At 71.3% G+C, this 25,461-nt stretch carries 21 protein-coding genes and 1 riboswitch; of the genes, 14 read left to right on the forward strand and 7 right to left on the reverse strand.

What is annotated here, in order from left to right; genetic code table 11:
• Window positions 1–94 precede the first annotated feature (94 nt).
• Window positions 95–526, forward strand: coding sequence for a transposase (locus EOT10_RS00355; protein ID WP_127825970.1), 432 nt, complete (start codon window positions 95–97; stop codon window positions 524–526).
• Window positions 527–1,140: 614 nt separating this feature from the next.
• Here EOT10_RS00355 and EOT10_RS00360 read toward each other — a convergent pair.
• Window positions 1,141–3,615 carry a DNA gyrase/topoisomerase IV subunit A gene (locus EOT10_RS00360; protein WP_127825971.1) on the reverse strand — a complete coding sequence of 825 codons (2,475 nt, stop codon included), beginning with the start codon at window positions 3,613–3,615 and terminating at the stop codon, window positions 1,141–1,143.
• Between the two features lie 235 nt (window positions 3,616–3,850).
• Here EOT10_RS00360 and EOT10_RS00365 point away from each other — a divergent pair, with 235 nt between their 5' ends.
• The 4 genes from EOT10_RS00365 (at window position 3,851) to EOT10_RS00380 (ending at window position 8,698) form a co-directional block, all read left to right on the forward strand.
• Window positions 3,851–5,233: a M16 family metallopeptidase gene (locus EOT10_RS00365; RefSeq protein WP_127825972.1), complete on the forward strand. Its 1,383-nt coding sequence runs from the start codon at window positions 3,851–3,853 to the stop codon at window positions 5,231–5,233.
• Window positions 5,230–6,615, forward strand: coding sequence for a M16 family metallopeptidase (locus EOT10_RS00370; RefSeq protein WP_127825973.1), 1,386 nt, complete (start codon window positions 5,230–5,232; stop codon window positions 6,613–6,615). Before EOT10_RS00365 ends, EOT10_RS00370 begins: the two co-directional genes overlap by 4 nt.
• Before the next feature lie 201 nt (window positions 6,616–6,816).
• Window positions 6,817–6,977: riboswitch (cyclic di-AMP (ydaO/yuaA leader) on the forward strand.
• A gap of 12 nt (window positions 6,978–6,989) precedes the next feature.
• Entirely contained in the window at window positions 6,990–7,778 is a 789-nt protein-coding gene (locus EOT10_RS00375; RefSeq protein WP_127825974.1) for a M23 family metallopeptidase, read from the forward strand.
• Window positions 7,779–8,011: 233 nt separating this feature from the next.
• Entirely contained in the window at window positions 8,012–8,698 is a 687-nt protein-coding gene (locus tag EOT10_RS00380; protein ID WP_127825975.1) for a GntR family transcriptional regulator, read from the forward strand.
• Window positions 8,699–8,871: 173 nt separating this feature from the next.
• Here EOT10_RS00380 and EOT10_RS00385 read toward each other — a convergent pair whose 3' ends face one another.
• Window positions 8,872–9,153, reverse strand: a complete 282-nt coding sequence (locus tag EOT10_RS00385) for an HPr family phosphocarrier protein (RefSeq protein ID WP_127825976.1) — start codon at window positions 9,151–9,153, stop codon at window positions 8,872–8,874.
• 246 nt (window positions 9,154–9,399) lie between these two features.
• Between EOT10_RS00385 and EOT10_RS00390 the strand changes: the two genes are divergently transcribed.
• The 4 genes from EOT10_RS00390 to EOT10_RS00405 all read left to right on the forward strand — a co-directional run bounded on the left by EOT10_RS00390 (window position 9,400) and on the right by EOT10_RS00405 (window position 14,802).
• Window positions 9,400–12,222: a bifunctional acetate--CoA ligase family protein/GNAT family N-acetyltransferase gene (locus tag EOT10_RS00390; RefSeq protein ID WP_127825977.1), complete on the forward strand. Its 2,823-nt coding sequence runs from the start codon at window positions 9,400–9,402 to the stop codon at window positions 12,220–12,222.
• Window positions 12,223–12,319: 97 nt separating this feature from the next.
• A complete protein-coding gene (locus EOT10_RS00395) occupies window positions 12,320–12,907 on the forward strand; it encodes a DUF5998 family protein (RefSeq protein ID WP_127825978.1) in 588 nt (195 codons plus the stop codon).
• On the forward strand, window positions 12,907–14,103 hold the full coding sequence (locus EOT10_RS00400) for an alkaline phosphatase family protein (protein WP_127825979.1): 1,197 nt from the start codon (window positions 12,907–12,909) through the stop codon (window positions 14,101–14,103). Before EOT10_RS00395 ends, EOT10_RS00400 begins: the two co-directional genes overlap by 1 nt.
• 48 nt (window positions 14,104–14,151) lie before the next feature.
• Window positions 14,152–14,802, forward strand: a complete 651-nt coding sequence (locus tag EOT10_RS00405) for a thymidine kinase (protein WP_127825980.1) — start codon at window positions 14,152–14,154, stop codon at window positions 14,800–14,802.
• 28 nt (window positions 14,803–14,830) lie between these two features.
• Here the strand turns inward: EOT10_RS00405 and EOT10_RS00410 are convergent, their stop codons facing one another.
• A complete protein-coding gene (locus tag EOT10_RS00410) occupies window positions 14,831–15,616 on the reverse strand; it encodes a VOC family protein (protein WP_127825981.1) in 786 nt (261 codons plus the stop codon).
• A 243-nt stretch (window positions 15,617–15,859) separates the two neighbouring features.
• On the opposite strand from EOT10_RS00410, the gene EOT10_RS00415 reads away from it, so the two are divergent.
• Window positions 15,860–16,729: a sulfurtransferase gene (locus EOT10_RS00415; protein WP_431313241.1), complete on the forward strand. Its 870-nt coding sequence runs from the start codon at window positions 15,860–15,862 to the stop codon at window positions 16,727–16,729.
• Between the two features lie 64 nt (window positions 16,730–16,793).
• On the opposite strand, the gene sepH is transcribed toward EOT10_RS00415, so the two are convergent.
• Window positions 16,794–17,876, reverse strand: a complete 1,083-nt coding sequence (gene sepH / locus EOT10_RS00420) for a septation protein SepH (RefSeq protein WP_127825983.1) — start codon at window positions 17,874–17,876, stop codon at window positions 16,794–16,796.
• A 461-nt stretch (window positions 17,877–18,337) separates the two neighbouring features.
• On the opposite strand from sepH, the gene EOT10_RS00425 reads away from it, so the two are divergent.
• Window positions 18,338–19,606, forward strand: a complete 1,269-nt coding sequence (locus EOT10_RS00425; protein ID WP_127825984.1) for a hypothetical protein — start codon at window positions 18,338–18,340, stop codon at window positions 19,604–19,606.
• A 6-nt stretch (window positions 19,607–19,612) separates the two neighbouring features.
• Here EOT10_RS00425 and EOT10_RS00430 read toward each other — a convergent pair whose 3' ends face one another.
• Window positions 19,613–20,965 (reverse strand): D-arabinono-1,4-lactone oxidase, encoded by a 1,353-nt coding sequence (locus EOT10_RS00430; RefSeq protein WP_127825985.1) that lies wholly within the window; start codon window positions 20,963–20,965, stop codon window positions 19,613–19,615.
• Window positions 20,892–22,163, reverse strand: a complete 1,272-nt coding sequence (locus EOT10_RS00435) for an MFS transporter (RefSeq protein ID WP_127825986.1) — start codon at window positions 22,161–22,163, stop codon at window positions 20,892–20,894. Before EOT10_RS00435 ends, EOT10_RS00430 begins: the two co-directional genes overlap by 74 nt.
• 106 nt (window positions 22,164–22,269) lie before the next feature.
• Here EOT10_RS00435 and EOT10_RS00440 point away from each other — a divergent pair, with 106 nt between their 5' ends.
• On the forward strand, window positions 22,270–23,406 hold the full coding sequence (locus EOT10_RS00440; protein ID WP_127825987.1) for a ferrochelatase: 1,137 nt from the start codon (window positions 22,270–22,272) through the stop codon (window positions 23,404–23,406).
• A 9-nt stretch (window positions 23,407–23,415) separates the two neighbouring features.
• Window positions 23,416–24,228 carry an inositol monophosphatase family protein gene (locus EOT10_RS00445; protein WP_127825988.1) on the forward strand — a complete coding sequence of 271 codons (813 nt, stop codon included), beginning with the start codon at window positions 23,416–23,418 and terminating at the stop codon, window positions 24,226–24,228.
• An 80-nt stretch (window positions 24,229–24,308) separates the two neighbouring features.
• On the opposite strand, the gene EOT10_RS41040 is transcribed toward EOT10_RS00445, so the two are convergent.
• Entirely contained in the window at window positions 24,309–24,482 is a 174-nt protein-coding gene (locus EOT10_RS41040) for a hypothetical protein (protein WP_189490939.1), read from the reverse strand.
• Between the two features lie 325 nt (window positions 24,483–24,807).
• Here EOT10_RS41040 and EOT10_RS00450 point away from each other — a divergent pair, with 325 nt between their 5' ends.
• Window positions 24,808–25,461, forward strand: a complete 654-nt coding sequence (locus EOT10_RS00450) for a response regulator transcription factor (protein WP_055544891.1) — start codon at window positions 24,808–24,810, stop codon at window positions 25,459–25,461.

Below are 25,461 nucleotides of genomic sequence, written 5' to 3' on the forward strand. Positions count from 1 at the left end.
AAAGGAGGGTGAGTTGTTGAGTTTGCAACGTATCGAGGGTTGTCTCACGTGGCTCGATAAGAGGGTGTCTCACGTGGCGTGATATCCGTGCGGCATGATGCTGGTTATGGATTGCGATCTGTCGAAGCGACTGGTTCCAGATGAATTCTGGGAGCTGGTCGCCCCGTTGCTGCCGTCGTTCGCTGCTCGTCCCCAAGGGGGTGGGACGGCTCCCTGCGACGAGCGGGCCGTGTTCACGGCGGTGGTGTATGTGCTGACCAGTGGATGTGCCTGGCGGCATCTGCCGCCGACGTTCGGCACGTCGCCCGCCACCGCGCACCGCCGCTTCACGTTATGGACCGAGGCCGGCTTATGGAGCCGACTGCACGGGGCGGTGCTGGAAGAACTCGGGGCCAGCGGTGAGGCCGACTGGACCTCGGCGATCGTCGACGCGGCCGCCGTCCGCGCGAAAAGGGGGGATCGCCGACTGGGCGGAAAGGGGCATCGCCGCGGACAGGGCAAGAAACTCGCGGAACTCACCACGTGAGATAAACCTCTGACACCTGTCAAGGAAGTCACAGCCTCGACCCACCGTGTGATGAGTGCCGCGGAGAGGTTCAGCCCAACACACGCTCCACGCACACCGAGTCCAGGTGCGGAGCCGAATTTCGTACGACGTCACCACACTCGCCGACAGTCCTGCCGTCGATGTTGCCGGTGCACTTCAGCCGGTCATCTCATTCGCGGCATGCCTCGCGGGCAGGGCGGAGTACGGGCCTCCCATTCGACAGGGAAGTCCCAGGTGCCGTCGAGGGCATCGATGTCCCGCTGCGGCGGTGGGCGGGTGACCACCTGGACGATGAGATTCGGACTCATCTCGTCACAGGTCTCGGTCTGGGGGGGGCGCTACAGCCGATCCAGTCGCGCTTCCCGGCCACGGTGACCTTCTGGCCGTAACGGGCCTCGGGATCATGCGGGGTGACGCCCCTGGATGTCGCCGCACCGGACACCGTCCGGGCCTGGCTGACCCCGGCCACCCCCTGCACCGCTGGTGGCGGGCCTGGGATGAGGAGGACCCGCCACCTGAGCGCCAGGCCCTCCTCCACGCCGTCACCGCCGGCAGACCCCTTGATCTCTGCCGCCGGGTTCAGCGAACTACCGTCAGACGGGGCCCGCCACCGCCGCCACCGTCTTCGGCAGCGAGAGGCCCGAGCCGTCGCGGCGCGGGTCCATCTCGGGCAGCTCGGCCGGTGTGCCGTTCTTCTGCGCCGCGCGCGCCGGCGCCGGGCCCGCCCAGGCCAGGCTCAGACAGTCCTCCCCCTTCAGGAACCGCTGACAGCGCACACCGCCCGTGCCACGGCCCTTCCTCGGGTACTGGTCGAACGGCGTCAGCTTGGCCGTCGTCTGCACCGAGTCGTCGAGCGTGCCGCGCGAACCGGCCACCGTGATGACGACCGCGTCGACCGCCGGGTCGACCGCAGTGAACGAGATCGCCTTCGCACCCGTCGCCAACTTGATGCCGGCCATACCGCCCGCCGGGCGGCCCTGCGGGCGCACCATGGACGCCTGGAAGCGCAGCAGTTGGGCGTCGTCGGTGATGAAGACCAGGTCCTCCTCACCGGTACGCAGCTCGACCGCGCCCACGATCCGGTCGCCGTCCTTCAGGGTGATGACCTCCAACTCCTCCTTGTTCGAGGGGTAGTCGGGCACCACGCGCTTCACCACGCCCTGCTCGGTGCCGATCGCCAGGCCCGGCGACGACTCGTCCAGGGTCGTGAGGCAGACGACCTTCTCGTCCGCCTCCAGGGAGGACAGGAACTCCGAGATCGGCGCGCCACCGGAGAGGTTCGGCGCGGACGCCGTGTCCGGGAGCTGCGGCAGATCGATCACGTTCAGACGCAGCAGGCGGCCCTCGGAGGTGACCGCGCCGACCTCGCCGCGGGCCGTCGCGGGCACCGCGGAGACGATCAGGTCGTGCTTGACGCGCTTGTCGGCACCACCCTCTTCGGACCCGGGGATCGGCTCACCGCCGGCCGTACGCGCGAGCAGGCCGGTCGAGGAGAGCAGGACGCGGCACGGGTCGTCGGCCACCTGCAGCGGCACCGCCGCCACGGTGGTGCCCGCCGACTCCAGGAGCACCGTGCGCCGGTCGGTCCCGAACTTCTTGGCCACCGCCGCCAGTTCGGCCGAGACCAGCTTGCGCAGCTCCGCGTCCGAATCCAGGATGCCCGTCAGCTCGTCGATCTCGCCGTTGAGGCGGTCGCGCTCCGTCTCCAGCTCGATGCGGTCGAACTTGGTGAGCCGGCGCAGCGGCGTGTCCAGGATGTACTGCGTCTGGATCTCGCTCAGCGAGAAGCGCTCGATGAGGCGCTGCTTGGCCTCCGTGCTGTTCTCGCTGGAGCGGATGATGCGGATGACCTCGTCGATGTCGACCAGAGCGACGAGGAGGCCCTCCACCAGGTGGAGCCGGTCCTGCTTCTTGCCGCGGCGGAACTCGCTGCGGCGGCGTACGACCTCGAAGCGGTGGTCGAGATAGACCTCCAGGAGCTCCTTGAGGCCGAGCGTGAGGGGCTGGCCGTCGACCAGCGCCACGTTGTTGATGCCGAAGGACTCCTCCATCGGCGTCAGCTTGTAGAGCTGCTCCAGGACGGCCTCCGGCACGAAGCCGTTCTTGATCTCGATGACCAGGCGCAGGCCGTGCAGGCGGTCGGTGAGGTCCTTGACGTCCGCGATGCCCTGGAGCTTCTTGGAGCCGACGAGGTCCTTGATCTTCGAGATGACCTTCTCGGGACCGACCGCGAAGGGGAGCTCGGTGACGACGAGGCCCTTGCGGCGCGCCGTCACGTTCTCCACGGAGACCGTGGCGCGGATCTTGAAGGTGCCGCGGCCCGACTCGTAGGCGTCCTTGATGCCGGACAGGCCGACGATCCGGCCGCCGGTCGGCAGGTCGGGGCCCGGGATGAACCTCATCAGTGTCTCGAGGTCCGCGCCCGGGTGCCGGATGAGGTGGCGGGCGGCGGCGATGACCTCGCCCAGGTTGTGCGGCGGCATGTTCGTCGCCATGCCGACGGCGATGCCGGACGCGCCGTTGACCAGGAGGTTCGGGTAGGCGGCCGGCAGGACACCGGGCTCCTGCTCCTGGCCGTCGTAGTTCGGCACGAAGTCGACCGTGTTCTCGTCGATCGACTCCGTCATCAGCGACGTCGCGTCGGCCATCCGGCACTCGGTGTACCGCATGGCGGCCGGCGGGTCGTCGTTGCCCAGGGAGCCGAAGTTCCCGTGGCCGTCGACCAGGGGGAGGCGCATCGAGAACGGCTGGGCGAGCCGCACCAGGGCGTCGTAGAGCGGCGCGTCGCTGTGGGGGTGCAACTTACCCATGACCTCGCCGACGACGCGGGCGCACTTCACGAAGCCGCGGTCGGGGCGCAGGCCCATCTCGTTCATCTGGTAGACGATGCGCCGGTGGACGGGCTTCATGCCGTCACGGGCGTCAGGCAGGGCCCGGGAGTAGATCACCGAGTAGGCGTACTCGAGGAAGGAGCCCTGCATTTCGTCGACGACGTCGATGTCGAGGATCTTCTCCTCGTAGTTTGCGTCGTCATCGGGGCGCGGGGTCTTCGTGCTGCGGCGGGCCATCGCTGCTGCGGCTCCTTCACAGATGCTGCCGGGGCATGTACGAGAGTCTGACGCGCACCATTGTGGACCGCCCCACTGACAACGCCGACCGCGACCCGTCCGTACGGCGTTCGGTGCTCGCTCTCGGCGTACGCAGTGCGGGAACTTCGCCAGGCGTCCGGACGCTTGCATACAGTGGCAGAACTGGCAGCAGATCTGCAGTTTCCGCGATAGTTCCGCGATCGAAGGGACGTACATGCCCATGGGTCACACGGCCACCGCCGAGGCCGGTTCCAGCGGCCTCAAAGCGACAGAGCACCGCCTCGCCAACGGCCTGCGCGTGGTGCTCTCCGAGGACCACCTGACCCCGGTCGCAGCGGTCTGCCTCTGGTACGACGTCGGCTCGCGCCACGAGGTCAAGGGCCGTACGGGTCTGGCTCACCTCTTCGAGCACCTGATGTTCCAGGGGTCGAAGCAGGTCCACGGGAACGGGCACTTCGAGCTGGTGCAGGGCGCCGGCGGCTCGCTGAACGGGACGACGAGCTTCGAGCGCACCAACTACTTCGAGACCATGCCCGCCCACCAGCTGGAGCTGGCGCTCTGGCTGGAGGCCGACCGGATGGGCTCCCTGCTCGCCGCGCTCGACGACGAGTCGATGGAGAACCAGCGCAACGTCGTCAAGAACGAGCGCCGTCAGCGCTACGACAACGTTCCGTACGGCACCGCGTTCGAGAAGCTGACCGCCCTCGTGTACCCGGAGGGCCACCCGTACCACCACACGCCCATCGGCTCGATGGCGGACCTGGACGCGGCCACCCTGGAGGACGCGCGGAACTTCTTCCGCACGTACTACGCGCCGAACAACGCGGTCCTCTCGGTCGTCGGGGACATCGACCCCGAGAAGACTCTGGCCTGGGTCGAGAAGTACTTCGGCTCCATCCCGCGGCACGAGGGCAAGCAGCCCCCGCGCGACGGCTCCCTGCCCGAGCGCATCGGACAGGAGCTGCGCGAGGTCGTCGAGGAGGACGTCCCGGCCCGCGCGCTGATGGCCGCCTACCGGCTGCCCGCGGACAACACGCGCGCGTGCGACGCGGCCGACCTCGCCCTGACGGTCCTGGGCGGCGGCGAGTCGTCCCGGATCTACAACCGTCTCGTCCGCCGTGACCAGACGGCCGTCGCCGCCGGGTTCGGCCTCATGCGGCTCGCGGGAGCACCCTCCGTAGGCTGGCTGGACGTGAAGACGTCCGGAGACGTCGAGGTCCCGGTGATCGAGGCGGCCGTCGACGAGGAGCTGGAGCGGTTCGTCGCGGAGGGGCCCACTCCGGAGGAAATGGAACGCGCCCAGGCCCAGTTGGAGCGCGAGTGGCTCGACCGGCTCGGCACGGTCGCGGGCCGCGCCGACGAACTGTGCAAGTTCGCCGTCCTGTTCGGCGACCCGCAGCTCGCCCTGACCGCCGTGCAGCGCGTCCTCGACATCACCGCCGAGGAGGTCCACGAGGTGGCCAAGGCTCATCTGCGCCCGGACAACCGCGCGGTGCTCGTCTACGAACCCACGGCCTCCGAAGAAGCCGCAGAGGGCGACGGGGCGCCAGTTGACGAGACCGCCGACGCGACCGCAGAAGAGGAGGCGGGCAAGTGACCGAGCTCGCGACCATGGACTTCCACCCGCAGCCCCAGGCCGGCGACGCCAAGCCGTGGGCGTTCCCCGCCCCGGAGCGCGGCACCCTCGACAACGGCCTGACGGTGCTGCGCTGCCACCGCCCCGGCCAGCAGGTCGTCGCCGTCGAGGTCAACCTCGCCGCGCCCCTCGACGCCGAGCCCGCCGGGCTCGACGGGGTCGGCAACATCATGGCGAGGGCCTTCTCCGAAGGCACCGACAAGCTCGCCGCCGAGGAGTTCGCCGCGGAGCTGGAACGCTGCGGCGCGACCCTCGACGCCTACGTGGACCACCCGGGCGTACGGGTCTCCCTCGAAGTGCCCGTCTCCCGGCTCCCGAAGGCGCTGGGCCTGCTCGCCGACGCCCTCAGGGCGCCCGCGTTCGACGCCGGCGAGGTCGACCGCCTGGTGCGCAACCGGCTCGACGAGATCCCGCACGAGACGGCGAACCCGGCCTACCGCGCCGCCAAGGAGCTCTCCAAGCAGCTCTTCCCGGCCACCGCGCGCGTGTCCCGTCCCCGCAAGGGCACCGAGGAGACGGTCGCCGCCATCGACGCGACAGCCGTGCGCGCCTTCTACGACCGGCACGTGCGCCCCTCCACGGCGACCGTCGTCGTCGTGGGCGACCTCGCGGGCACCGACCTCGACGCCCTCCTCGCGGACACGCTGGGCGCCTGGACGGGGAACACGGCGGAGCCGCGTCCCGTACCGCCGGTGACGGCCGACGACCGCGGCCGTGTCGTCATCGTCGACCGGCCCGGCGCCGTGCAGACCCAGCTGCGGATCGGCCGTGTCGGCGCGGACCGGCACGACCGCGTGTGGCCGGCGCAGGTGCTCGGCACGTACTGCCTGGGTGGCACCCTCACCTCGCGTCTGGACCGGGTCCTGCGCGAGGAGAAGGGCTACACCTACGGTGTGCGGGCGTTCGGTCAGGTGCTGCTCTCGGCGCCGGACGGGACGGGCGCCGCGATGCTGAGCATCAGCGGTTCCGTGGACACCCCGAACACGGGTCCGGCGCTCGAGGACCTGTGGAAGGTGCTGCGCACGCTGGCCGCGGAGGGTCTGACCGACGCCGAACGGGACGTCGCCGTACAGAACTTGGTGGGCGTCGCCCCGCTCAAGTTCGAGACCGCCGCGGCCGTCGCGGGGACCCTCGCCGACCAGGTCGAGCAGCACCTGCCGGACGACTTCCAGGCGGAGTTGTACCGGCGGCTCGCCGCCACGGGCACCGTGGAGGCCACCGCGGCCGTCGTGAACGCCTTCCCGGCCGACCGGCTGGTGACGGTGCTCGTGGGTGACGCCGCGCAGATCGAGGAGCCCGTCAGGGCGCTCGGCATCGGAGAGGTGACCGTCGTCACGGGCTGACCGTGGGGCGGACAACTTCGGGCCCCGGTGGGCGAGATGACCACCGGGGCCCTCGTATGTCCGAATTGAACCGGTGGTTGCCTGTCTGCCCTGTGGCATGCGCTACAAAAGCCCGGTTCCGTTTGTTGATTGAAAGATGCCCCGCTTAGCGTCGGTCCGGCTGTCCGCCAGAAGCAAGAAGTACGCCGCGCCCGCGGCACCGGGCAGCCATCGCCGAGTCCCCCAAGGCGCGAGCCGGGGGAGCCGGGGACCCACACGCAGTCCCTGGGGTGAATCGGACATCCTTTCTTGAAGGAAGTCCGTAGGAGACCTTCCTGCTCCGAACCCGTCAGCTAACCCGGTAGGCGAGAAGGAGGGAAAGGATCAGCCGCCTCATGGCGTTCACCCGTGCCACCGGGAAGCACCGTCGTCCGAGCCGTCTCACGCGTACCACCGCGCAGGTCGCCGGCGTCGCCGCGCTCACCACGACCGGTGTCATCGGAGGCCTCGCCGCCCCCGCCCTCGCCGCCGGCGACGCGGCCGTGGAGCAGACCGGCCTGACCAAGGCCCTCTCCATCGGTGACTCCCTCGCTGAGCAGATCGACGCGCAGGCCGCCGCCCAGCAGCAGGCCGCGGACGAGGCGGCTGCGAAGAAGAAGGCCGAGGCCGAGGCCAGGAGGAAGGCCGAGGAGGACAGGCGCAAGGCGGAGGCGAAGGCCAAGGCGGAGCGCGCGGCCAAGGAACGCGCCGCCCGTGAGGCCGAGCGCAAGCGCCTGAACGCCTACGTCGTGCCGGTCACCGGCTCGTACGTGTCCACCGGGTACAAGGCGAGCAGTGGCCTGTGGTCCTCCGGCAGTCACACCGGCATCGACTTCCACGCCGCCAGCGGCACCTCGGTCCACGCCGTGGGCTCGGGCACCGTCGTCGAGGCGGGCTGGGGCGGCGCCTACGGCAACAACATCGTCATCAAGATGCACGACGGCACGTACACGCAGTACGGGCACCTGTCGTCCATCGGCGTCTCTGTCGGCCAGACGGTCACCCCCGGGCAGCAGATAGGCCTCTCCGGAGCGACCGGCAACGTCACGGGCCCGCACCTCCACTTCGAGGCGCGCACGAGCCCCGACTACGGCTCGGACATCGACCCCGTCGCGTACCTGCGCTCGCACGGCGTGAACGTCTGACCTCTGCCGCGTCCGCAGCGACAGCGCACCGAAAGCCCCGGCTCACCGAGCCGGGGCTTTCGCCGTTCCCGAACGGTCTTGTCCAAAAAATCTCCATGAATTCCGGGCTGCCTTCGGAAAATGACGCCGCTTGGAATAGAGTCGCTGGGCAAGCGCGCTGAAAAGACATTCATCGCGCTGTACGAGCGACTGGCGACCGCATTTTCTGCGGAGATCGAGGCGGAGGTCGGGGCATGCGTATTCCCGCGCAGGCGGTATGCACGGCGATCCGCGACGACATCGTCGCCGGGGTCCACGAGCGCGGCGGCAGGCTCACCGAGGAGGTGCTCGCCCGCCGCTACGGAGTCTCGCGCGTTCCCGTGCGTGAGGCGCTGCGCACCCTGGAGGCCGAGGGCTTCGTCGTCACCCGCAGGCACGCGGGCGCGTGCGTCGCCGAACCCACCGTGCAGGAGGCGGCCGACCAGCTGGAGATCCGGATGCTCCTCGAACCGCTCGCCGCGGCCCGCGCCGCGCAGCGCCGCACGGAGGCGCACCTGAAGGTCCTCCGGGGCCTGGTCAGGCTCGGTCAGGAGCGCTCCAAGGGGGGCCGGAACGAGGACCTGCGGTCACTGGGCGGCTGGTTCCACGAGACGCTCGCGCAGGCCTCCGGAAGCCCGGGGCTCGTCACGCTGCTCACCCAGCTCCGCCACAAGATCGCCTGGATGTACGCCGTCGAGCCGCCCGCGCGGCCCGTCGACTCCTGGGCCGAGCACGGGGCGATCGTCGACGCGGTCGCGCGCGGCGACGCGGAGCGCGCGCGGGCGCTGACGGCGCAGCACGCGGAGCGCGCAGCCGCCGCACACCGGCTGCGCGTCCCGGGCGCCGGCGACCGTGTGAGGACCTGGCAACATTCCGTCAACACACCGGGTCTTCAGTATTAACACGGCCGCCGTATAAAAAGAGGGCAGCCTTTTATGTGCGTGGTGCGGGAAATCGATCCCCGGAAATAAAACAAAGGGCCTGCCCGCGTGAACGAGCAGACCCTTTATTCGATGTGTTATTTGACGTGAGAAGTCGCGCCCGCGAAATGGGCGCGCCCCTCGCCGGACAGTCGTCAGACCGTCTCGGGAAGCTCCTCGAGCCCCTCGGAGACCAGCTTGGCCAGGCGGTCGAGGGCGACGTCCGCACCCTCGGCGTCGGAGGCGAGGACGATCTCCTCGCCGCCTGCGGCACCCAGGCCGAGCACCGCGAGCATGGAGGCGGCGTTGACGGGGTTGCCGTCGGCCTTGGCGATCGTCACGGGGATGCCGGCCGCCGTGGCCGCGCGGACGAAGATGGAGGCGGGGCGGGCGTGAAGGCCCTCGGCCCAGCCGACGTTGACGCGGCGCTCAGCCATGTGTTGCTGCCCTTCAGGAGTCTCACAGTTGTCTAGACCAGTCTCCCACACCGGTGGACGCACCCGCTGTGAGCCCTTCGTGCCGCACACCCGCGACCCTCGTACCGCACGCCCGCGCCCGTCGGCCCTCATAGCCTGCCGTCGGCCCGCGTGCGTCGCGACCCGTGCGCCACCGCCCTCGCGCGCCCGCACACCGCTCGCGCCGCGACCCGTACGACTGTCCGTGGTGCGCCGTACGCTTGCCCCATGCAGACCCCGTCGGATCGGCACACGTACCCCGCCCACTGGGAAGCAGACGTGGTGCTGCGCGACGGGGGTACCGCGCGCATCAGGCCCATCACCACCGAGGACGCCGAGCGGCTCACGAACTTCTACGAGCAGGTCTCGGACGAGTCGAAGTACTACCGCTTCTTCGCGCCCTACCCGCGCCTGTCCGCCAAGGACGTGCACCGTTTCACCCATCACGACTACGTGGACCGGGTGGGCCTGGCGGCCACCGTGGGCGGCGAGTTCATCGCGACCGTCCGCTACGACCGGATCAACGCGCAGGGCATGCCCGCCTCCGCCCCCGCCGAGGAGGCCGAGGTCGCCTTCCTCGTGCAGGACGCCCACCAGGGCCGGGGCGTCGCGTCCACGCTCCTGGAGCACATCGCCGCCGTCGCCCGCGAGCGAGGCATCCGCCGCTTCGCCGCCGAGGTGCTGCCCGCCAACACCAAGATGATCAAGGTGTTCACGGACGCCGGGTACACCCAGAAGCGCCGCTTCGAGGACGGCGTCGTCCGCCTGGAGTTCGACCTCGAACCCACCGCGGCCTCCCTCGCCGTGCAGCGCGCGCGTGAGCAGCGCGCCGAGTCCCGCTCGGTGCACCGGCTCCTCGCCCCAGGGTCCGTCGCCGTCGTCGGCGTGGGCCGCAACGCCGGAGGCGTCGGCCGCAGCGTCCTCGACAACCTCCGCGACGCCGGCTTCACCGGCCGCCTGCACGCGGTGAACAAGGCGTTCCCCGAGGACCTGCGGGACCTGGACGGCGTCCCCGCCCACCGCTCCGTCCACGACATCGACGCCACCGACCCGGTCGACCTCGCCGTCGTCGCCGTCCCCGCGCGCGACGTCCCCGAAGTCGTCGCCGAGTGCGGCGAGCGCGGCGTACAGGGCATCGTCGTGATCTCCGCCGGATACGCCGAGTCCGGCAGCGAGGGCCGCGCCCGCCAGCGCGAACTGGTGCGCCAGGCCCGCTCGTACGGCATGCGTCTCATCGGACCGAACGCCTTCGGCGTCATCAACACCTCGCCCGAGGTGCGGCTCAACGCCTCGCTCGCGCCCGAGATGCCGCGCGTCGGCCGCATGGGCCTGTTCGCCCAGTCCGGCGCCATCGGCATCGCGCTGCTCGCCCGCCTCCAACGGCGCGGCGGCGGCGTCACCGGCGTGACCGGCGTGTCGACGTTCGTCTCCTCCGGCAACCGCGCGGACGTCTCCGGCAACGACGTACTCCAGTACTGGTACGACGACCCGGACACGGACGTCGCCCTCATGTACCTCGAATCCATCGGCAACCCGCGCAAGTTCACCCGTCTCGCCCGCCGCACGGCCGCAGCCAAACCCCTCGTCGTCGTGCAGGGCGCCCGGCACAGCGGCGTCGCCCCCCTCGGCCACGCCGTCCGCGCCACGCGCCTGCCCTACGCGACCGTGTCCGCCCTGCTGCGCCAGGCGGGCGTCATCCGCGTCGAGACGATCACCGAACTCGTCGACACCGGCCTGCTGCTCGCGCGCCAGCCACTCCCGCCCGGCCCCCGCGTGGCGATCCTCGGCAACTCGGAGTCGCTCGGCCTCCTCACGTACGACGTCTGCCTCTCCGAGGGGCTGCGGCCCAAGCCGCCCGTCGACCTGACGACCGCGGCGTCCGCCGAGGACTTCCACGCGGCGCTCACCGAGGCGCTCGCGGACGACAAGTGCGACGCGGTCGTCGTCACCGCGATGCCCGCCGTGGGGGAGACGTCCGCCGCGGACGAGGCGCTCGCCGAAGCGCTCAGCTCGGCCGCCGCGGGCACCCCCACCAAGCCCGTCCTGGTCGTGCACGTGGAGCTCGGCGGCCTCGCGGAAGCGCTCTCCGCCGCCACCAGCACCGGCCCGCGCGCCCTGGCCAGGACCGCGAACGGCACCCCGGCAGGACGCACCCCCACGGACGAACCCGCCCCCGCCCCCGCGCTCATCCCCGCCTATCCCGCGGCCGAGCGCGCGGTCCGCGCGCTCGCCGAGGCCGTCAAGTACGCCCAGTGGCGGCGCGACGCGGCGGAACCCGGCAAGGTCCCCGAGTACGACGGCATCGACGAGCCGGGCGCCGCCGAGCTGATCACGGCGCTCCTCGCGAAGGACGACGACCCGCGCGGCACCGAGCTCGCCCCCGAGGACGCCCGCGCCCTCCTCGCCCGCTACGGCATCGACGTACGGCAGACCCTGCCCGCTCCCGGGCCGGACGAGGCGGCCGCCGCAGCGCGTGCCCTCGGCTACCCCGTGGCCCTCAAGACGACCGCCCCCCACCTGCGCCACCGCGCGGACCTCGGAGGCGTACGCCTCGACCTGGGGGACGAGACGGAGCTGCGCCGCGCCTACGAGGAGCTGTCCGAGTCCCTGGGCAAGCCAGGGGAGCTGCGGCCCGTGGTCCAGGCCATGGCGCCCCGCGGCGTCGACACCGTCGTCCGCGCGGTCATCGACCCGGCCGCAGGAGCGGTCCTGTCCTTCGGGCTCGCCGGCGCCGCGTCCGAACTCCTGGGCGACACCGCACACCGCCTGATCCCGGTCACCGACCGCGACGCCCAGTCGATCGTCAGGGGCATCAAGACCGCACCCCTGCTCTTCGGCTGGCGAGGCTCCGCACCGGTCGACACGGCAGCCCTCGAAGAGCTGCTGCAGCGGGTCTCGCGGCTCGTGGACGACCACCCCGAGGTCGTCGGCGTCTCCCTGGAGCCTGTCGTCGTCGCACAGCACGGCCTGTCGGTCCTCGGCGCCTCGATACGCCTCGCCCCACCGCCCGCCCGCGACGACCTGGGCCCCCGCACCCTGCCCGCGTACTGACCGGACCGGCGGATGAGACGAGCCCCACATACAGGTGTTTTCCGCACCCGTCCACAGGCGCACCGCGGGCCCCTCCCCGGGCTTTAAGATGGACCCCATGGCCAAGACCAGTACGACGACCCAAGGGCTCCGCGCCGCGATCGAGCGCAGCGGCTACTACCCGGCCCTCGTGGCCGAGGCGGTGGAGGCCGCGGTCGGCGGCGAACCCATCGGGTCGTACCTGGTCCACCAGGAGACCACCTTCGACTCGAACGAGGTGCGCAGGCACGTCACCGTGCTCGTCCTCACCGGCACCCGCTTCATCGTCAGCCACACCGACGAGCAGGCCGCCGACAGCACCTCCCCGACTCCGTACGCGACGACGTCCACGGAGTCCGTGAAGCTCGGCCGGATCTCGTCGGTCGTGCTCAGCCGCGTCGTCGCCAACCCGGAGAAGTACGTCCCCGGCACGCTGCCCCGCGAGGTCGTCCTGACCATCGGCTGGGGTGCCGTCTCCCGCATCGACCTGGAGCCCGCGGCCTGCGGCGACCCCAACTGCGAGGCGGACCACGGCTACACGGGCAACTCGACGGCCGACGACCTGAGCCTGCGCGTCAGCGAGACCGGCGACGGTCCCGACACCGTGCGCCAGACCCTCGCCTTTGCGCAGTCCCTGTCCGAGGCCACCGCGGCGACCGCCCGCTGATGGCCGTGCCCGCCTGGGACGAGTGGCACGATGCCGAGCCGCTCGCCGTCCGATCCGCCCCCGTGCCCGAATACGGCGCCGGTTCCCTCGCCGACCTGCTGCCCACGCTCGGCTCCCACCTCGGCGTCCCCGGCTGCGCCGCGGCGATCCCCGAGCTGGCGCCCGCCGACCGTGCCTGCGTGTTCCTGATCGACGGGCTCGGCTGGGAGCAGCTCAAGGCCCACCCCGACGAGGCGCCCTTCCTGACCTCGCTCCTTTCCTCCTCACGCGGCGGCACCGGCAGCCCTCTCACCGCGGGCTACCCGGCGACCACCGCCACCTCGCTCGCCTCCGTCGGCACCGGCCTGCCGCCCGGCGCGCACGGCCTGCCCGGCTACACCGTCCGTAACCCGGACACGGGCGAGTTGATGAACCAGCTCCGCTGGATCCCCTGGACGCAGCCGCACGTCTGGCAGCCGTACCCGACGATCTTCCAGCGAGCCCACGACGCCGGGGTGCACACCGCGCAGGTCTCCGCACCCGCCTTCGAGTCGACGCCCCTCACGAAGATCGCCCTCAGCGGCGGCACCTTCCGCGGGCGCCTCTCCGGCGAGGACCGCATGGACCTGGCCGCCGAGCAACTGGCGGCGGGCGACCGGTCGTTGGTGTACACGTACTACAGCGAGGTCGACGGCAAGGGCCACCGCTTCGGCGTCGACTCCGACCCCTGGCGCGGTCAGCTCATGTACGTCGACCGCCTCGCGCAGCGCCTCGCCGAGCAGCTTCCGCCGCGCAGCGCCCTGTACGTCACCGCCGACCACGGCATGATCGACATCCCGTTCGACGAGCAGTCCCGTATCGACTTCGACGAGGACTGGGAGCTGCGCGCCGGCGTCGCCCTCCTCGGCGGCGAGGGCCGCGCCCGCCATGTCTACGCGGTGCCGGGCGCCGAGGCCGACGTGCTGACCGTGTGGCGCGAGGTGCTCGGCGAGCAGTTCTGGATCGCGAGCCGGGACGAGGCGATCGAGGCCGGCTGGTTCGGCCCGCACATCGACGAGCGGGTCTACGCGCGCCTGGGCGACGTCATCGCGGCCGCCCGCGACGACGTGGTCATCATCGCCTCGGAGAACGAGCCCAAGGAGTCGGCCATGGTCGGCAACCACGGCTCGATGACCCCCGCCGAGCAGCTCGTACCGCTGCTCGAAGTCCGCACCTGAACGTCCCCGTACCCTTCCCCGCGTCCGCTGAAAGGCCCTCAACTCCCCATGCCCGAGCTCGTGTTCTTCTCCGGAACGATGGACTGCGGGAAGAGCACCCTCGCTCTCCAGATAGAGCACAACCGCTCGGCGCGCGGCCTCAAGGGCCTGATCCTCACGCGGGACGACCGGGCCGGCGAGGGCAAACTGTCCTCGCGCCTCGGCCTCGTCACCGACGCCGTCGAGGTCGCCGACGACCTCGACCTGTACGCGTACGTCGTCGACCGGCTGTCCCAGGGCGGCCGGGTGGACTACGTCATCGCGGACGAGGCGCAGTTCCTCGCGCCCGCCCAGATCGACCAGCTCGCCCGCGTCGTCGACGACCTCGGCCTCGACGTCTACGCCTTCGGCATCACGACCGACTTCCGCTCCAAGCTGTTCCCCGGCTCGCAGCGCCTGGTCGAACTCGCCGACCGCGTCGAGGTGCTTCAGGTCGAGGCCCTGTGCTGGTGCGGCGCCCGCGCCACGCACAACGCCCGTACGGTGGGCGGCCGGATGGTCGTCGAGGGCGCCCAGGTCGTCGTCGGCGACGTCGACCGCGGCGACGACGAGGTCGGCTACGAGGTCCTGTGCCGGCGCCACCACAGCCGCCGCCTCACCTCGGCAACGTCCCGTGCCGGCTCCCTCTCCCCGGACGTGCTCCCCGTCGCCGCGGACTGACCCCGGACAGCGGCGCCCAGGGCGTGACCTAGCCTTCGCCGAGCGGCACCGACCGCACCAGCGTGAACACCGCGCCCTCCGGGTCCGCGACCGTCGCGACGCGGCCGCGCGAGCCGTCTCGCGCGGGCTTCAGGACATGCCCGCCGAGCTCCTCGACCAGTGACACGGAATCGTCCACGTCCGCCACCTCGAAGTACGTCATCCAGTGCGCGCCCCGGTCGCGCGGGAGCGAGTGGCCCACCCCGTGCACCGCCGCCACCGGGCTGCCGTTCAGGCGCAGCGTCAGATAGTCGAAGTCGGCCGAGACGACGGCCTCCTCCTCGTAACCGAACGTCGCCTCGTAGAACTTCGCGACGCTCTCGGTCTCCTGGGTCACCAGCTCGTTCCACGCGGGCGCGCCCGGCACCCCGGAGAGCGCCATCCCCAGGTGCTCGGCCGCCTGCCAGATGCCGAACACCGCGCCCGCCGGGTCCGACGCGATGGCCATCCGGCCCGCCTCCCCGGCGTCGAGCGGACCGACGCCGACCGTGCCACCGCAGTGCCGCACGGTCTCCGCGGTGGCGTCCACGTCGTCCGAGGCGAGGTACGGGGTCCAGGCGACGGGCAGATGGCGGTCGGACGGCATCTGCCCGATCCCCGCCACCTCGTGACCGCCGAGCAGGGCCCGCACGTAGGGGCCGAGCTGCTGCGGTCCCGGCCGGAACTCCCAGCCGAACAACGCCGCGTAGAACCCCTGGGTCGCCGCCATGCCGTGCACCATGAGACTCACCCAGCAGGGGGTGCCCGGCGCGCGCCTGGCTGCTGCCTCGGTCATCGTCACTCTCTCCTCGGAACAAGATCACGTGATGCGACGCGCCCGAGCTGATCCTGGCACTCCGTGCCGCACGCCGCTGATCGGCCGCGCCGCCACGGCCGGACTCCTCGCACGAGGATGCCTGGCGAGGTGTTTCGCATCCATTGCCACGCCATGACCTCGCGATGTCCGGTCGGTCAACGCTCGGTAGTCGATCGTGCACGCTAGCCGACCGACGGCGCTCGGGCCAGAGCATGCGCAAGGATGACCCTCATGAATGCCATTGCCATCATCACCGCAGCCGAACTCGCGAGCGACTTGGCGGGGGAGAACCCGCCGGTGCTCCTCGACGTCCGCTGGCAGCTGAGCGTGGCCAAGGCGGCGGGCGCCCCGGCCTTCGACGGACGGGCCGCCTACGAGGCCGGACACCTCCCGGGCGCGGTCTTCGTCGACCTGGACGCGGACCTCGCGGGACCGGCCGGCGCGGCCGGCCGGCATCCGCTGCCGGACGTGGCGTCCTTCGGCGCCGTCATGCGCCGGGCCGGTGTGTCGGCCGACCGGGACGTGGTCGTGTACGACGGCGGACAGGGCTGGGCGGCCGCGCGCACCTGGTGGATGCTGCGCTGGACGGGTCACCCGTCCGTGCGCGTGCTCGACGGCGGTCTCGCTGTCTGGGAGGGCCCGCTGGAGACGGCGACGCCGTCGCCGGAGCCCGGCACGTTCGAGCCCGCGCCGGGCGCGGTCGCGCTCCTGGACGCCGACGGCGCGGCCGCGCTCGCCCGCACCGGGACCCTTCTCGACGCCCGCGCGGCCGAGCGCTACCGCGGTGACGTCGAGCCGATCGACCGCGTCGGCGGTCACATCCCGGGCGCGGTGTCCGCGCCGACGACGGAGAACGTGGCGGGCGACGGCCGTTTCCTGCCCGCCGAAGAGCTCGCGTCCCGCTTCAAGTCCCTTGGCGCGTCCGGGGGTTCGGACGCGGTCGGGGTGTACTGCGGCTCCGGCGTCTCGGGCGCCCACGAGGTGCTGGCGCTCGCGGTGGCGGGGATCGACGCGGCGCTGTACGTCGGGTCGTGGTCGGAGTGGTCGTCGGACGAGTCCCGCCCCGTGGCGACCGGCCCCGACCCTCAGTAGGGCATTACCCATGTGAGAGGCCCGCGCCGTGTCGGCGCGGGCCTCTCACACAGCGACTTTCCGGCTAGTCCTGCTTCTTGCGGCGGGTGCCGAACACGATCTCGTCCCAGCTCGGCACGGCCGCCCGACGCCCCGGCCGCACTCCGTCGGCCTCGGCCTGGCGGTCGGTGGTGCCGGTGAGCCGGTCGCGGTGACCGGCGACGCTGCGCGGCATGAGGACGTCCGCGTAGGCGGAACCCGCCCCGGCGGACGCGGCGGGTGCCGGGGGCTCCTCGGCCTCGACGGGCTCCGGCTCCTCCGTGACGGGCTCGGGCGTGGGCACCGCGGGCCGCTCGGGGACCACGATGTCGCCGCGATAGCTGGGCACGGCCTCCAGGAGGCTGGTCAGCGAGTCACGCTCCGACGCCGAGACGGCGGCAGGGCTCTCATCGGTGATCTCCGGCACGGGCGCCGGCGGTGCGGGACGCTCTAGTGGGCGCTCCAACTGCCGGTCCAGGGCCCGGTCGAGGGGGCGGTCGCGGGGCAGCCTGGCGATACGCGGCACGAACGGAAAGCTGGGTTCCGGCGTCGCGATGTCGTCGGTCTCGCCGATGAGCGAGCGCGCCTCGTCGTCGACGGCCTGGACGAGCCGCCGGGGCGGGTCGTACGTCCAGCTCGCCGAGTGCGGTTCGCCCGCGACCCGGTAGACGAGCAGAACCTCCCAGGTGCCGTCGTCGCGACGCCAGGAGTCCCACTGCACGGTCTCCTTGTCGGCGCCGCGCAGCAGCAGCCGCTCCTGCACCGCCTCGCCGAGCTGAGGGCCCGCGTTCTCGCCGGGGCGGCGTACGGGGGTCTTCCTGGCACGCTCGGCCATGAAGGCGCGCTCCGCGAGCACGGGGCCCTCGAAGCGGCGGACACGGTCGACGGGGATGCCGGCGAGCTGCGCCACCTCCTCGGCGGAGGCACCGGCACGTATCCGCGCCTGGATGTCGCGAGGGCGGAGATGGCTCTCCACCTCGATCTCGATCTGGCCGAGGCGCGGACGGTCGCCGCGCACGGCGGCCCGGAGGCGCTCATCGATCGGAAGCGTGTACTCCGTGCTGTCCGCAGCCTTCAGCACCAGCCGTGTGCCGTCGTTAGAGACGGCCACGACACGCAGTTCGGGCATGGGGACCTCCCGGGTGGTGCCTGCCGACGTCACGTGCGTCGCTGCTTCCGCTAGTCGAGTGTGGCCTGCCCGGGTGCAGCCTGCCACAACCTTGCCGAGTTGCCCGGCGTGTCGGGCGTGGGCCCTGGAACGCCGTTATGGCACGGTTACCTGTTCGCAACGCTAAGTGACCGAGCTCGTCACCCTGTGCAACGAACCCCCTCTCGGCGGTCCTGGAAGGCCCCGGGCACCCTGACGGGAGACCGGACCCAGGGCTCGCAACGGTACTCCATTCGGGCCACTCGGGTGGACCGGCACGCCATCGAAGTTCTCATGCGGGGCGGGAGTTGGTACGGGGTGCGGCTCGCCCCGGGTCCATGGACGTGGCGTGCTTCACGGAATCTCCTGATCCGGAACTAATCGCTTCTCGCTTACGTCCCTTTCTCGTGAAGTAAGTCGAGAAAGGCAGGCAAGGGTCGGAGATGGGCGATAAGCCGGGAACCTCCAAGGACGTACCAGAAAAGCCCAAGGGGAAGCGGCTCGACCTGAGTGTGCCGCAAGTGGCGGGCAGTGCCGTGGCCGCGGTCGTGGCGGCCAAGCTGGCCTCCGGGCTCGGCGTGTACGGGACGATCGTGGGGGCGGGCGTGGTGAGCGCTCTGGCCACCTGCGGCGGCACGCTCTTCCAGCACTTCTTCCGGCGGACCGGCGAGCAGATACGTGACGTCGCGGGCCAGGCGATACCCAAGAACCGCCAGGTCCCGGTGACCCGTGAGGGCCGGCCCGTACCGGAGACCTTCCGGTCCGACGCGGTCCCGTCGGCGACGGCCACGGTGGCCCGGCGGACGAGCGCGCTGCCGAGGACGACGACCTGGGGCATGGCGGCTCCGGCGCAGGATGCCGAGGCGACGACGGTTCTGCCGGCGCCGGGGGCTGACGCGACGACAGTCCTGCCGGTAGGGGGCGGCGACGCCACGACGGTTCTGGCGGTACGGGGCGGCGACGCGACGACGGTTCTGCCGGACCTCGGCGGCGAGCGGACGCAGCTTCTCAAGAGTGATGACCGCACCCGGCTTCTCGCGGCGCGTGCTGTTGATCCGGAGAAGACCCGATTGCTCAGGGCCGTTGTCCAGGACGACGCCACGCGCGTGCTGCGTGCCGCGACGGCGCCAGAGGGCGGGGATGACGGGTCCACCCATGGGCTGCCCCAGGATTTCCCCCATGACGTCCCCGACGAGTTCACCGAAGGGACCACGCATCGCGCGCGCGTGCGGAGCTGGAAGCGGCCCCTCACGGCCGCCGCCCTCGTCTTCGGCGTGACCATGGGCGGCATCACAGCGTACGAGCTCGCCTCGGGGCAGAGTTTCAGCGGCGACGACGAACACACCACCGTCCGCGAGGCCTTCACCGGGGGCGGCGGCTCCTCGCCGCGCAACGACCACACCCCCGCGCCCGGCACCTCACAGCATCAGCAGCAGCCGTCGGACGGCGGCAGTGCCGGGACGCACAGTGGCGCCCCGCAGGACGGGGGCGGGAGCCGGCAGGGCGGGACGACGGAGCCCACGCCGACGCCCACCGCAAGCGCGGACTCCCACACCGGCTCGGACAGCGGGACCGGCACCGGAGCGGGCGGCGGTTCCGGGACCGGCGCGGACAAGTCCACGCCCACGCCGACCCCGACACCCACTCCGAGCGCGTCCCAGAGCGGTCCCGGGGCCGACGCGTCGCAGCAGGCCCAGACGCCGGCCGGGTGAGCGCGGTCAGTCGCCGAGGACGCGGCGCAGATAGTCGTTGGCGAACAAGCGGTCCGGGTCGAGTCGGTCCCGCAGCGCCGTGAACTCGCCGAAGCGCGGATAGACCGAGGAGAAGTACTCGGCGTCGCGCGTGTGGACCTTGCCCCAGTGCGGCCGGCCCTCGTGCGCGGTGAAGATGCGCTCGGCCGCCGTGAAGTAGGCCTGGTACGGCGTGCCCTTGTACATGTGGACGGCGATGTACGCGCTGTCCCGGTCGGACGCCGTGGAGAGGGCGATGTCGTCGGCGGGGGCCGTGCGGACCTCCACGGGGAAGCTGATCCGCAGGTTCGAACGGTCGACCATGGTCTTCAGTTCGCGCAGCGTCTCGACCAGGGCCGCGCGCGGAACGGCGTACTCCATCTCCACGAAGCGCACGCGGCGCGGAGACGTGAAGACCTTGTAGGGGATGTCCGTGTAGGTGCGGGCGGAGAGCGCGCGGCTGGAGACCTTGGCGATCGCCGGGATCGTCGAGGGGACCGCGCGGCCGAGCGAGTTGACCGCCTGGAAGAGGCCGTTCGACAGGAGCTCGTCCTCGAAGAAGCTGCTGAAGCGGCTGACGGGGGCCTCGGGGCCCGCGCTGCGGTTGTTGCGCTTGGTGTTGCAGTTGCCGGTGTGCGGGAACCAGTAGAACTCGAAGTGCTCGTTCTCCGCGTGCAGGGCATCGAAGTCGCTCGTGACCTTGTCGAAGGTCATCGGCTCCTCGCGGGCGGTGAGCAGGAAGACCGGCTCGACCGCGAACGTGATCGCCGTGACGATGCCGAGGGCGCCGATGCCGATGCGCGCGGCCGTGAAGACCTCGGGATTCTCTTTCTCGGAGCAGGTGAGGACCGAGCCGTCGGCGGTGACCAGTTCAAGGCCCTTGATCTGCGCGGAGATTGACGCCGATTCGCGGCCCGTGCCGTGCGTGCCGGTGCTCGTGGCGCCCGAGACGGTCTGCTCCATGATGTCGCCCATGTTCGTGAGTGACAGGCCCTCGCGGGCCAGGGCCAGGTTGAGCCTCTTGAGCGGTGTGCCGGCCTCCACCGTGACGGTGCCGGCCTCGCGGTCAATGTTGCGGATCCCGGTCAACAGTTGAGGGCGTATCAATACACCGTCGGTCGCCGCCGCTGCGGTGAACGAGTGGCCCGTGCCGACGGCCTTCACCTTGAGGCCGTCCTCGGCCGCCGCGCGGACGGCCGCCGACAGCTCCTCCACGGACGCGGGCGTCACCTCGCGGACCGGCCGCGCGGTGACGTTCCCCGCCCAGTTACGCCACGGTTCGTTCCGTGTCCTGGCCTGTCGGGCGTTCGTCGTGCCGTTGCCCGCGTTCCCCGTGCTCATCGGTTCCTCCCCGCTGCGGCACCGGCTGCTTCAGCCGGCGGTACCCCAGGAACCCGACCGCCACCGCGACGGCACCGGCCACGGCCGGAACCCCGTACCCGGCCTTCGCGCCGGCGGCGTCGATCACCCAGCCGGCCACGGAGGAGCCGAGCGCGACACCGACCGCGAGTCCGGTGCTCACCCAGGTCATGCCCTCGGTCAGTTTCGCGCGTGGTACGTGCTGCTCGACAAGAGCCATCGTCGTGATCATCGTCGGTGCGATGGACAGGCCCGCGACAAACAGCGCCACGGCCAGAAACGGCAGGTTCCCGACCAGTAGGAGGGGGATCATACTCACGGCTGTCGTGCACACACCGACCAGCCACCGGCGGGCGGGCGCCCCCTTGAAGTGCAGCAGGCCGAAGACCGCTCCGGCGACGCAGGAGCCCGCCGCGTACACCGCCAGGACGAGGCTGGCCACCGCCTTGTGGCCCTGGTCGTCCGCGAACGCCACGGTCACCACGTCCACCGAACCGAAGATCGTGCCCGTCGCCACGAACGTGGCCACCAGGACCTGAAGGCCCCGCGACCTCAGGGCCGATCCCGAGGAGTGCTGCCCGCGCGGATGCGGAGCCGGCTCGGTCGCGCGCTGGGCCGTCAGCCAGAAGACACCGACCGCGAGGAATCCGCCCGCGAGAAGAGGCCCGGCCTCCGGGAACCAGGCGGTCGACAGGCCGATCGAGATGATCGGCCCGAAGATGAAGCACACCTCGTCGATGACGGACTCGAAGGAGTATGCGGTGTGCAGCTGAGGGGTGTCCCTGTAGAGGGCCGCCCAGCGCGCACGGATCATCGAGCCCACGCTCGGCACACAGCCGATGAGGGCGGCGAAGAGGAACAGAGTCCAGTCCGGCGCCTCGAACTTCGAGCACAGCAGCAGACCCGCGACCGCGACGAGCGACATCAGGGCGGCCGGACGCAGCACGCGCCGCTGTCCGTGCCGGTCGACGAGCCGCGAGATCTGCGGGCCGATGGCGGCCGCCGAGAGCGCCACGGTGGCGGACAGGCCGCCCGCGAGCCCGTAACGGCCGGTCAGTTGGGAGACCATCGTGACGATCCCGATGCCCATCATCGACAGGGGCATCCGGCCCAGGAACCCGGCGACCGAGAAGCTCTTGGTGCCGGGCAGGGCGAATATGGCGCGGTAGGGGCTGGGCAATTCGACTCCGGTAAGGCGCGAAGGTGGCCAAGACAGCTTACGGGGCGCGGGGCCGGGTGGCATGGCCGTTTCCCGCCTGTCAGTGCCGGGTGGCAGGATCGACGACATGTCCGATGCGCTCGATCCCACGCCCTTCGACGGCTACGACGCCCTGCTGCTGCTCTCGTTCGGAGGCCCCGAAGGCCCGGACGACGTGGTCCCGTTCCTGGAGAACGTGACGCGCGGCCGGGGAATCCCCAAGGAGCGGCTCAAGGAGGTGGGGCAGCACTACTTCCTGTTCGGCGGGGTCAGCCCCATCAACGAACAGAACCGTGCCCTCCTGGACGCCCTCCGCAAGGACTTCTCGGACCACGGCCTCGACCTGCCGGTCTACTGGGGCAACCGGAACTGGGCGCCGTACCTGACGGACACCCTCCGCGAGATGGTCACCGACGGCCACCGGCGCATCGCCGTCCTGGCCACCAGCGCGTACGCCTCGTACTCGGGCTGCCGCCAGTACCGGGAGAACCTCGCGGACTCCCTGGCCGCCCTGGAGGCGGAGGGCCTCGACGTGCCGCGCGTCGACAAGCTGCGGCACTACTTCAACCACCCGGGCTTCGTGCGTCCCATGATCGACGGGGTCCTGAAGTCGCTCGCCGACCTTCCCGAGGACGTGCGCGACGGCGCCCACATCGCGTTCACGACGCACTCCATCCCGACCTCGGCCGCCGATGTCTCCGGACCCGTCGAGGACCACGGTGACGGCGGGGCCTACGTGAAGGAGCACCTGGACGTCGCCCAGGTCATCGCCGACGCCGTGCGCGACGAGACGGGCGTCGACCACCCGTGGCAGCTCGTCTACCAGTCGCGTTCCGGAGCCCCGCACATCCCGTGGCTGGAGCCCGACATCTGCGACCACCTCGAAGAGCGGCACGCTGCCGGTGTGCCCGCCGTCGTGATGGCGCCCATCGGGTTCGTCTCCGACCACATGGAGGTCCTGTACGACCTCGACACCGAGGCCACGGCCAAGGCCGCCGAACTCAGACTGCCCGTGCGGCGCTCGGCCACCGTCGGCGCCGACCCCCGCTTCGCCGCCGCCGTCCGCGACCTCGTCGTCGAGCGGACCGCCGCCGAGCGCGGCAGCGCCGTGACACCCTGCGCCCTGGGCGCGCTCGGCCCGAGCCACCACCTGTGCCCCGTGGGCTGCTGCCCCTCCCGCGCTCCCAAGCCCGCAGCCGCGGGCGCCGACAGCCCGTACGCGTAAGGACCCGACGTGACAGACCTGAAGGCCGAACCCCTGAAGGCCGAGCTCCTGGAGGTCGCCCTGGAGGCCGCCGCCCGCGCCGGAAGCTTCCTGCGCGACGGCCGCCCCGCCGACCTCGGCGTCGCCGCCACCAAGACCAGCGCGGTGGACGTCGTCACCGAGATGGACATCGCCTCCGAGAAGCTGATCACCGGTTTCCTGGCCGAGCGCAGGCCGAACGACGGCGTGCTCGGCGAGGAGGGCGCGAGCACCACCGGCAGCAGCGGCGTCACCTGGGTGATCGACCCCATCGACGGAACGGTCAACTACCTGTACGGACGCCCCGACTGGTCGGTCTCGATCGCCGCCCGCCTGGGCGACGAGACCCTGGTGGGCGTCGTCGCGGCCCCCCTGCGCGGCGAGACCTACCGAGCCGTCCTCGGCGAGGGCGCGTACGTGAACGACCGCCCGGCACGCGTGCGCGTGGCACCCCCCTTCGAGCAGGCGCTGGTCGGTACGGGCTTCGGCTACCTCGCCGCCCGAAGGGCCCGCCAGGCCGATGTGGTGCGGGAATTGGTTCCCCATGTGCGGGACATCCGGCGCTGCGGCTCGGCGGCCATCGACCTCTGCGACGTCGCCCTCGGCCGCCTCGACGCGTACTACGAGCGCGGTCTGAACCCCTGGGACCTGGCGGCCGGCGACCTCATCGCGAGGGAGGCGGGCGCGCTCACCGGCGGCCGGCCCGGCGAGGTGCCGTCCGGCGAGCTGACGATCGCGGCGGCCCCCGGCCTGTTCGAGCAGCTCCAGACCCGCCTGGAGGAGCTCGGGGCCTGGCACGACTGACGTACCCGAGGTTCCCGGCATGGGAAAGGGCCCCGGCGCCTGCCTGGATCGACCAGGCGCCGGGGCCCTTCCGTACTGCGTCAGACGCGCGAGACGCCGAGCTCCACTCCGTGTTCGGCAGCGAGTCGATGCAGGTCGTCCAGCTCGTCCTGCTCGATCTCGACGAGGAAGTCGTCGCCCGTCTCGCGAGCCCGGCTCAGGTCGGATTCGGTCGCCTTTATGCGCTGCAGAAGTCCTGCCGTGAATGCGTCCATGGTTGCGCCCCCTCGTCCTGGGTCGTGGGTCGGTGGCACGGGGGTGTGCCCTCGGAAGGGGCGATCACGTCTCAAACCGCCCTGCACCAAAGCGGGTCGTGGCACGCCACATACAAAGCGTGATCGCGGGGTGTAAAGCCGTCCTCCCCGCGCTTCCTTGCGCAGAAACCTCATCCGGGGGAGAAAATCCCGCGTTCCGGGGGTGCCTCACCGCCTTACAGCCGGTTTATGGCCGAAAGGGGCAGGATGGAGGCCACACTCCACGACCGGACCTGCTCAAAGGTGCTCAGAACCTGCCCGCAGGTCACACAGGAAGGACAGCGACGTGCGCGTACTCGTCGTCGAGGACGAGCAGCTGCTCGCCGATGCGGTGGCCACCGGACTGCGCCGGGAGGCCATGGCCGTCGACGTCGTGTACGACGGAGCGGCCGCCCTCGAGCGCATCGGCGTGAACGACTACGACGTGGTCGTCCTCGACCGGGACCTCCCGCTCGTGCACGGCGACGACGTCTGCCGCAAGATCGTCGAGCTCGGCATGCCGACCCGCGTCCTGATGCTCACCGCGTCGGGTGACGTCAGCGACCGCGTCGAGGGCCTGGAGATCGGCGCGGACGACTATCTCCCCAAGCCGTTCGCGTTCAGCGAGCTGACGGCCCGCGTGCGCGCCCTCGGACGCCGTACGAGCGTGCCCCTGCCGCCCGTCCTGGAGCGCGCCGGCATCAAGCTCGACCCGAACCGCCGCGAGGTGTTCCGCGACGGCAAGGAGATCCAGCTCGCCCCCAAGGAGTTCGCCGTCCTCGAGGTGCTCCTTCGCAGCGAGGGCGCCGTCGTCTCGGCCGAGCAGCTCCTGGAGAAGGCCTGGGACGAGAACACCGACCCGTTCACGAACGTCGTACGGGTCACCGTCATGACCCTGCGCCGCAAGCTCGGCGAGCCGGCCGTCATCGTGACCGTGCCCGGCTCCGGATACCGGATCTGA

It is taken from the genome of Streptomyces antnestii, from assembly GCF_004005495.1.
Lineage (GTDB): Bacteria > Actinomycetota > Actinomycetes > Streptomycetales > Streptomycetaceae > Streptomyces > Streptomyces antnestii.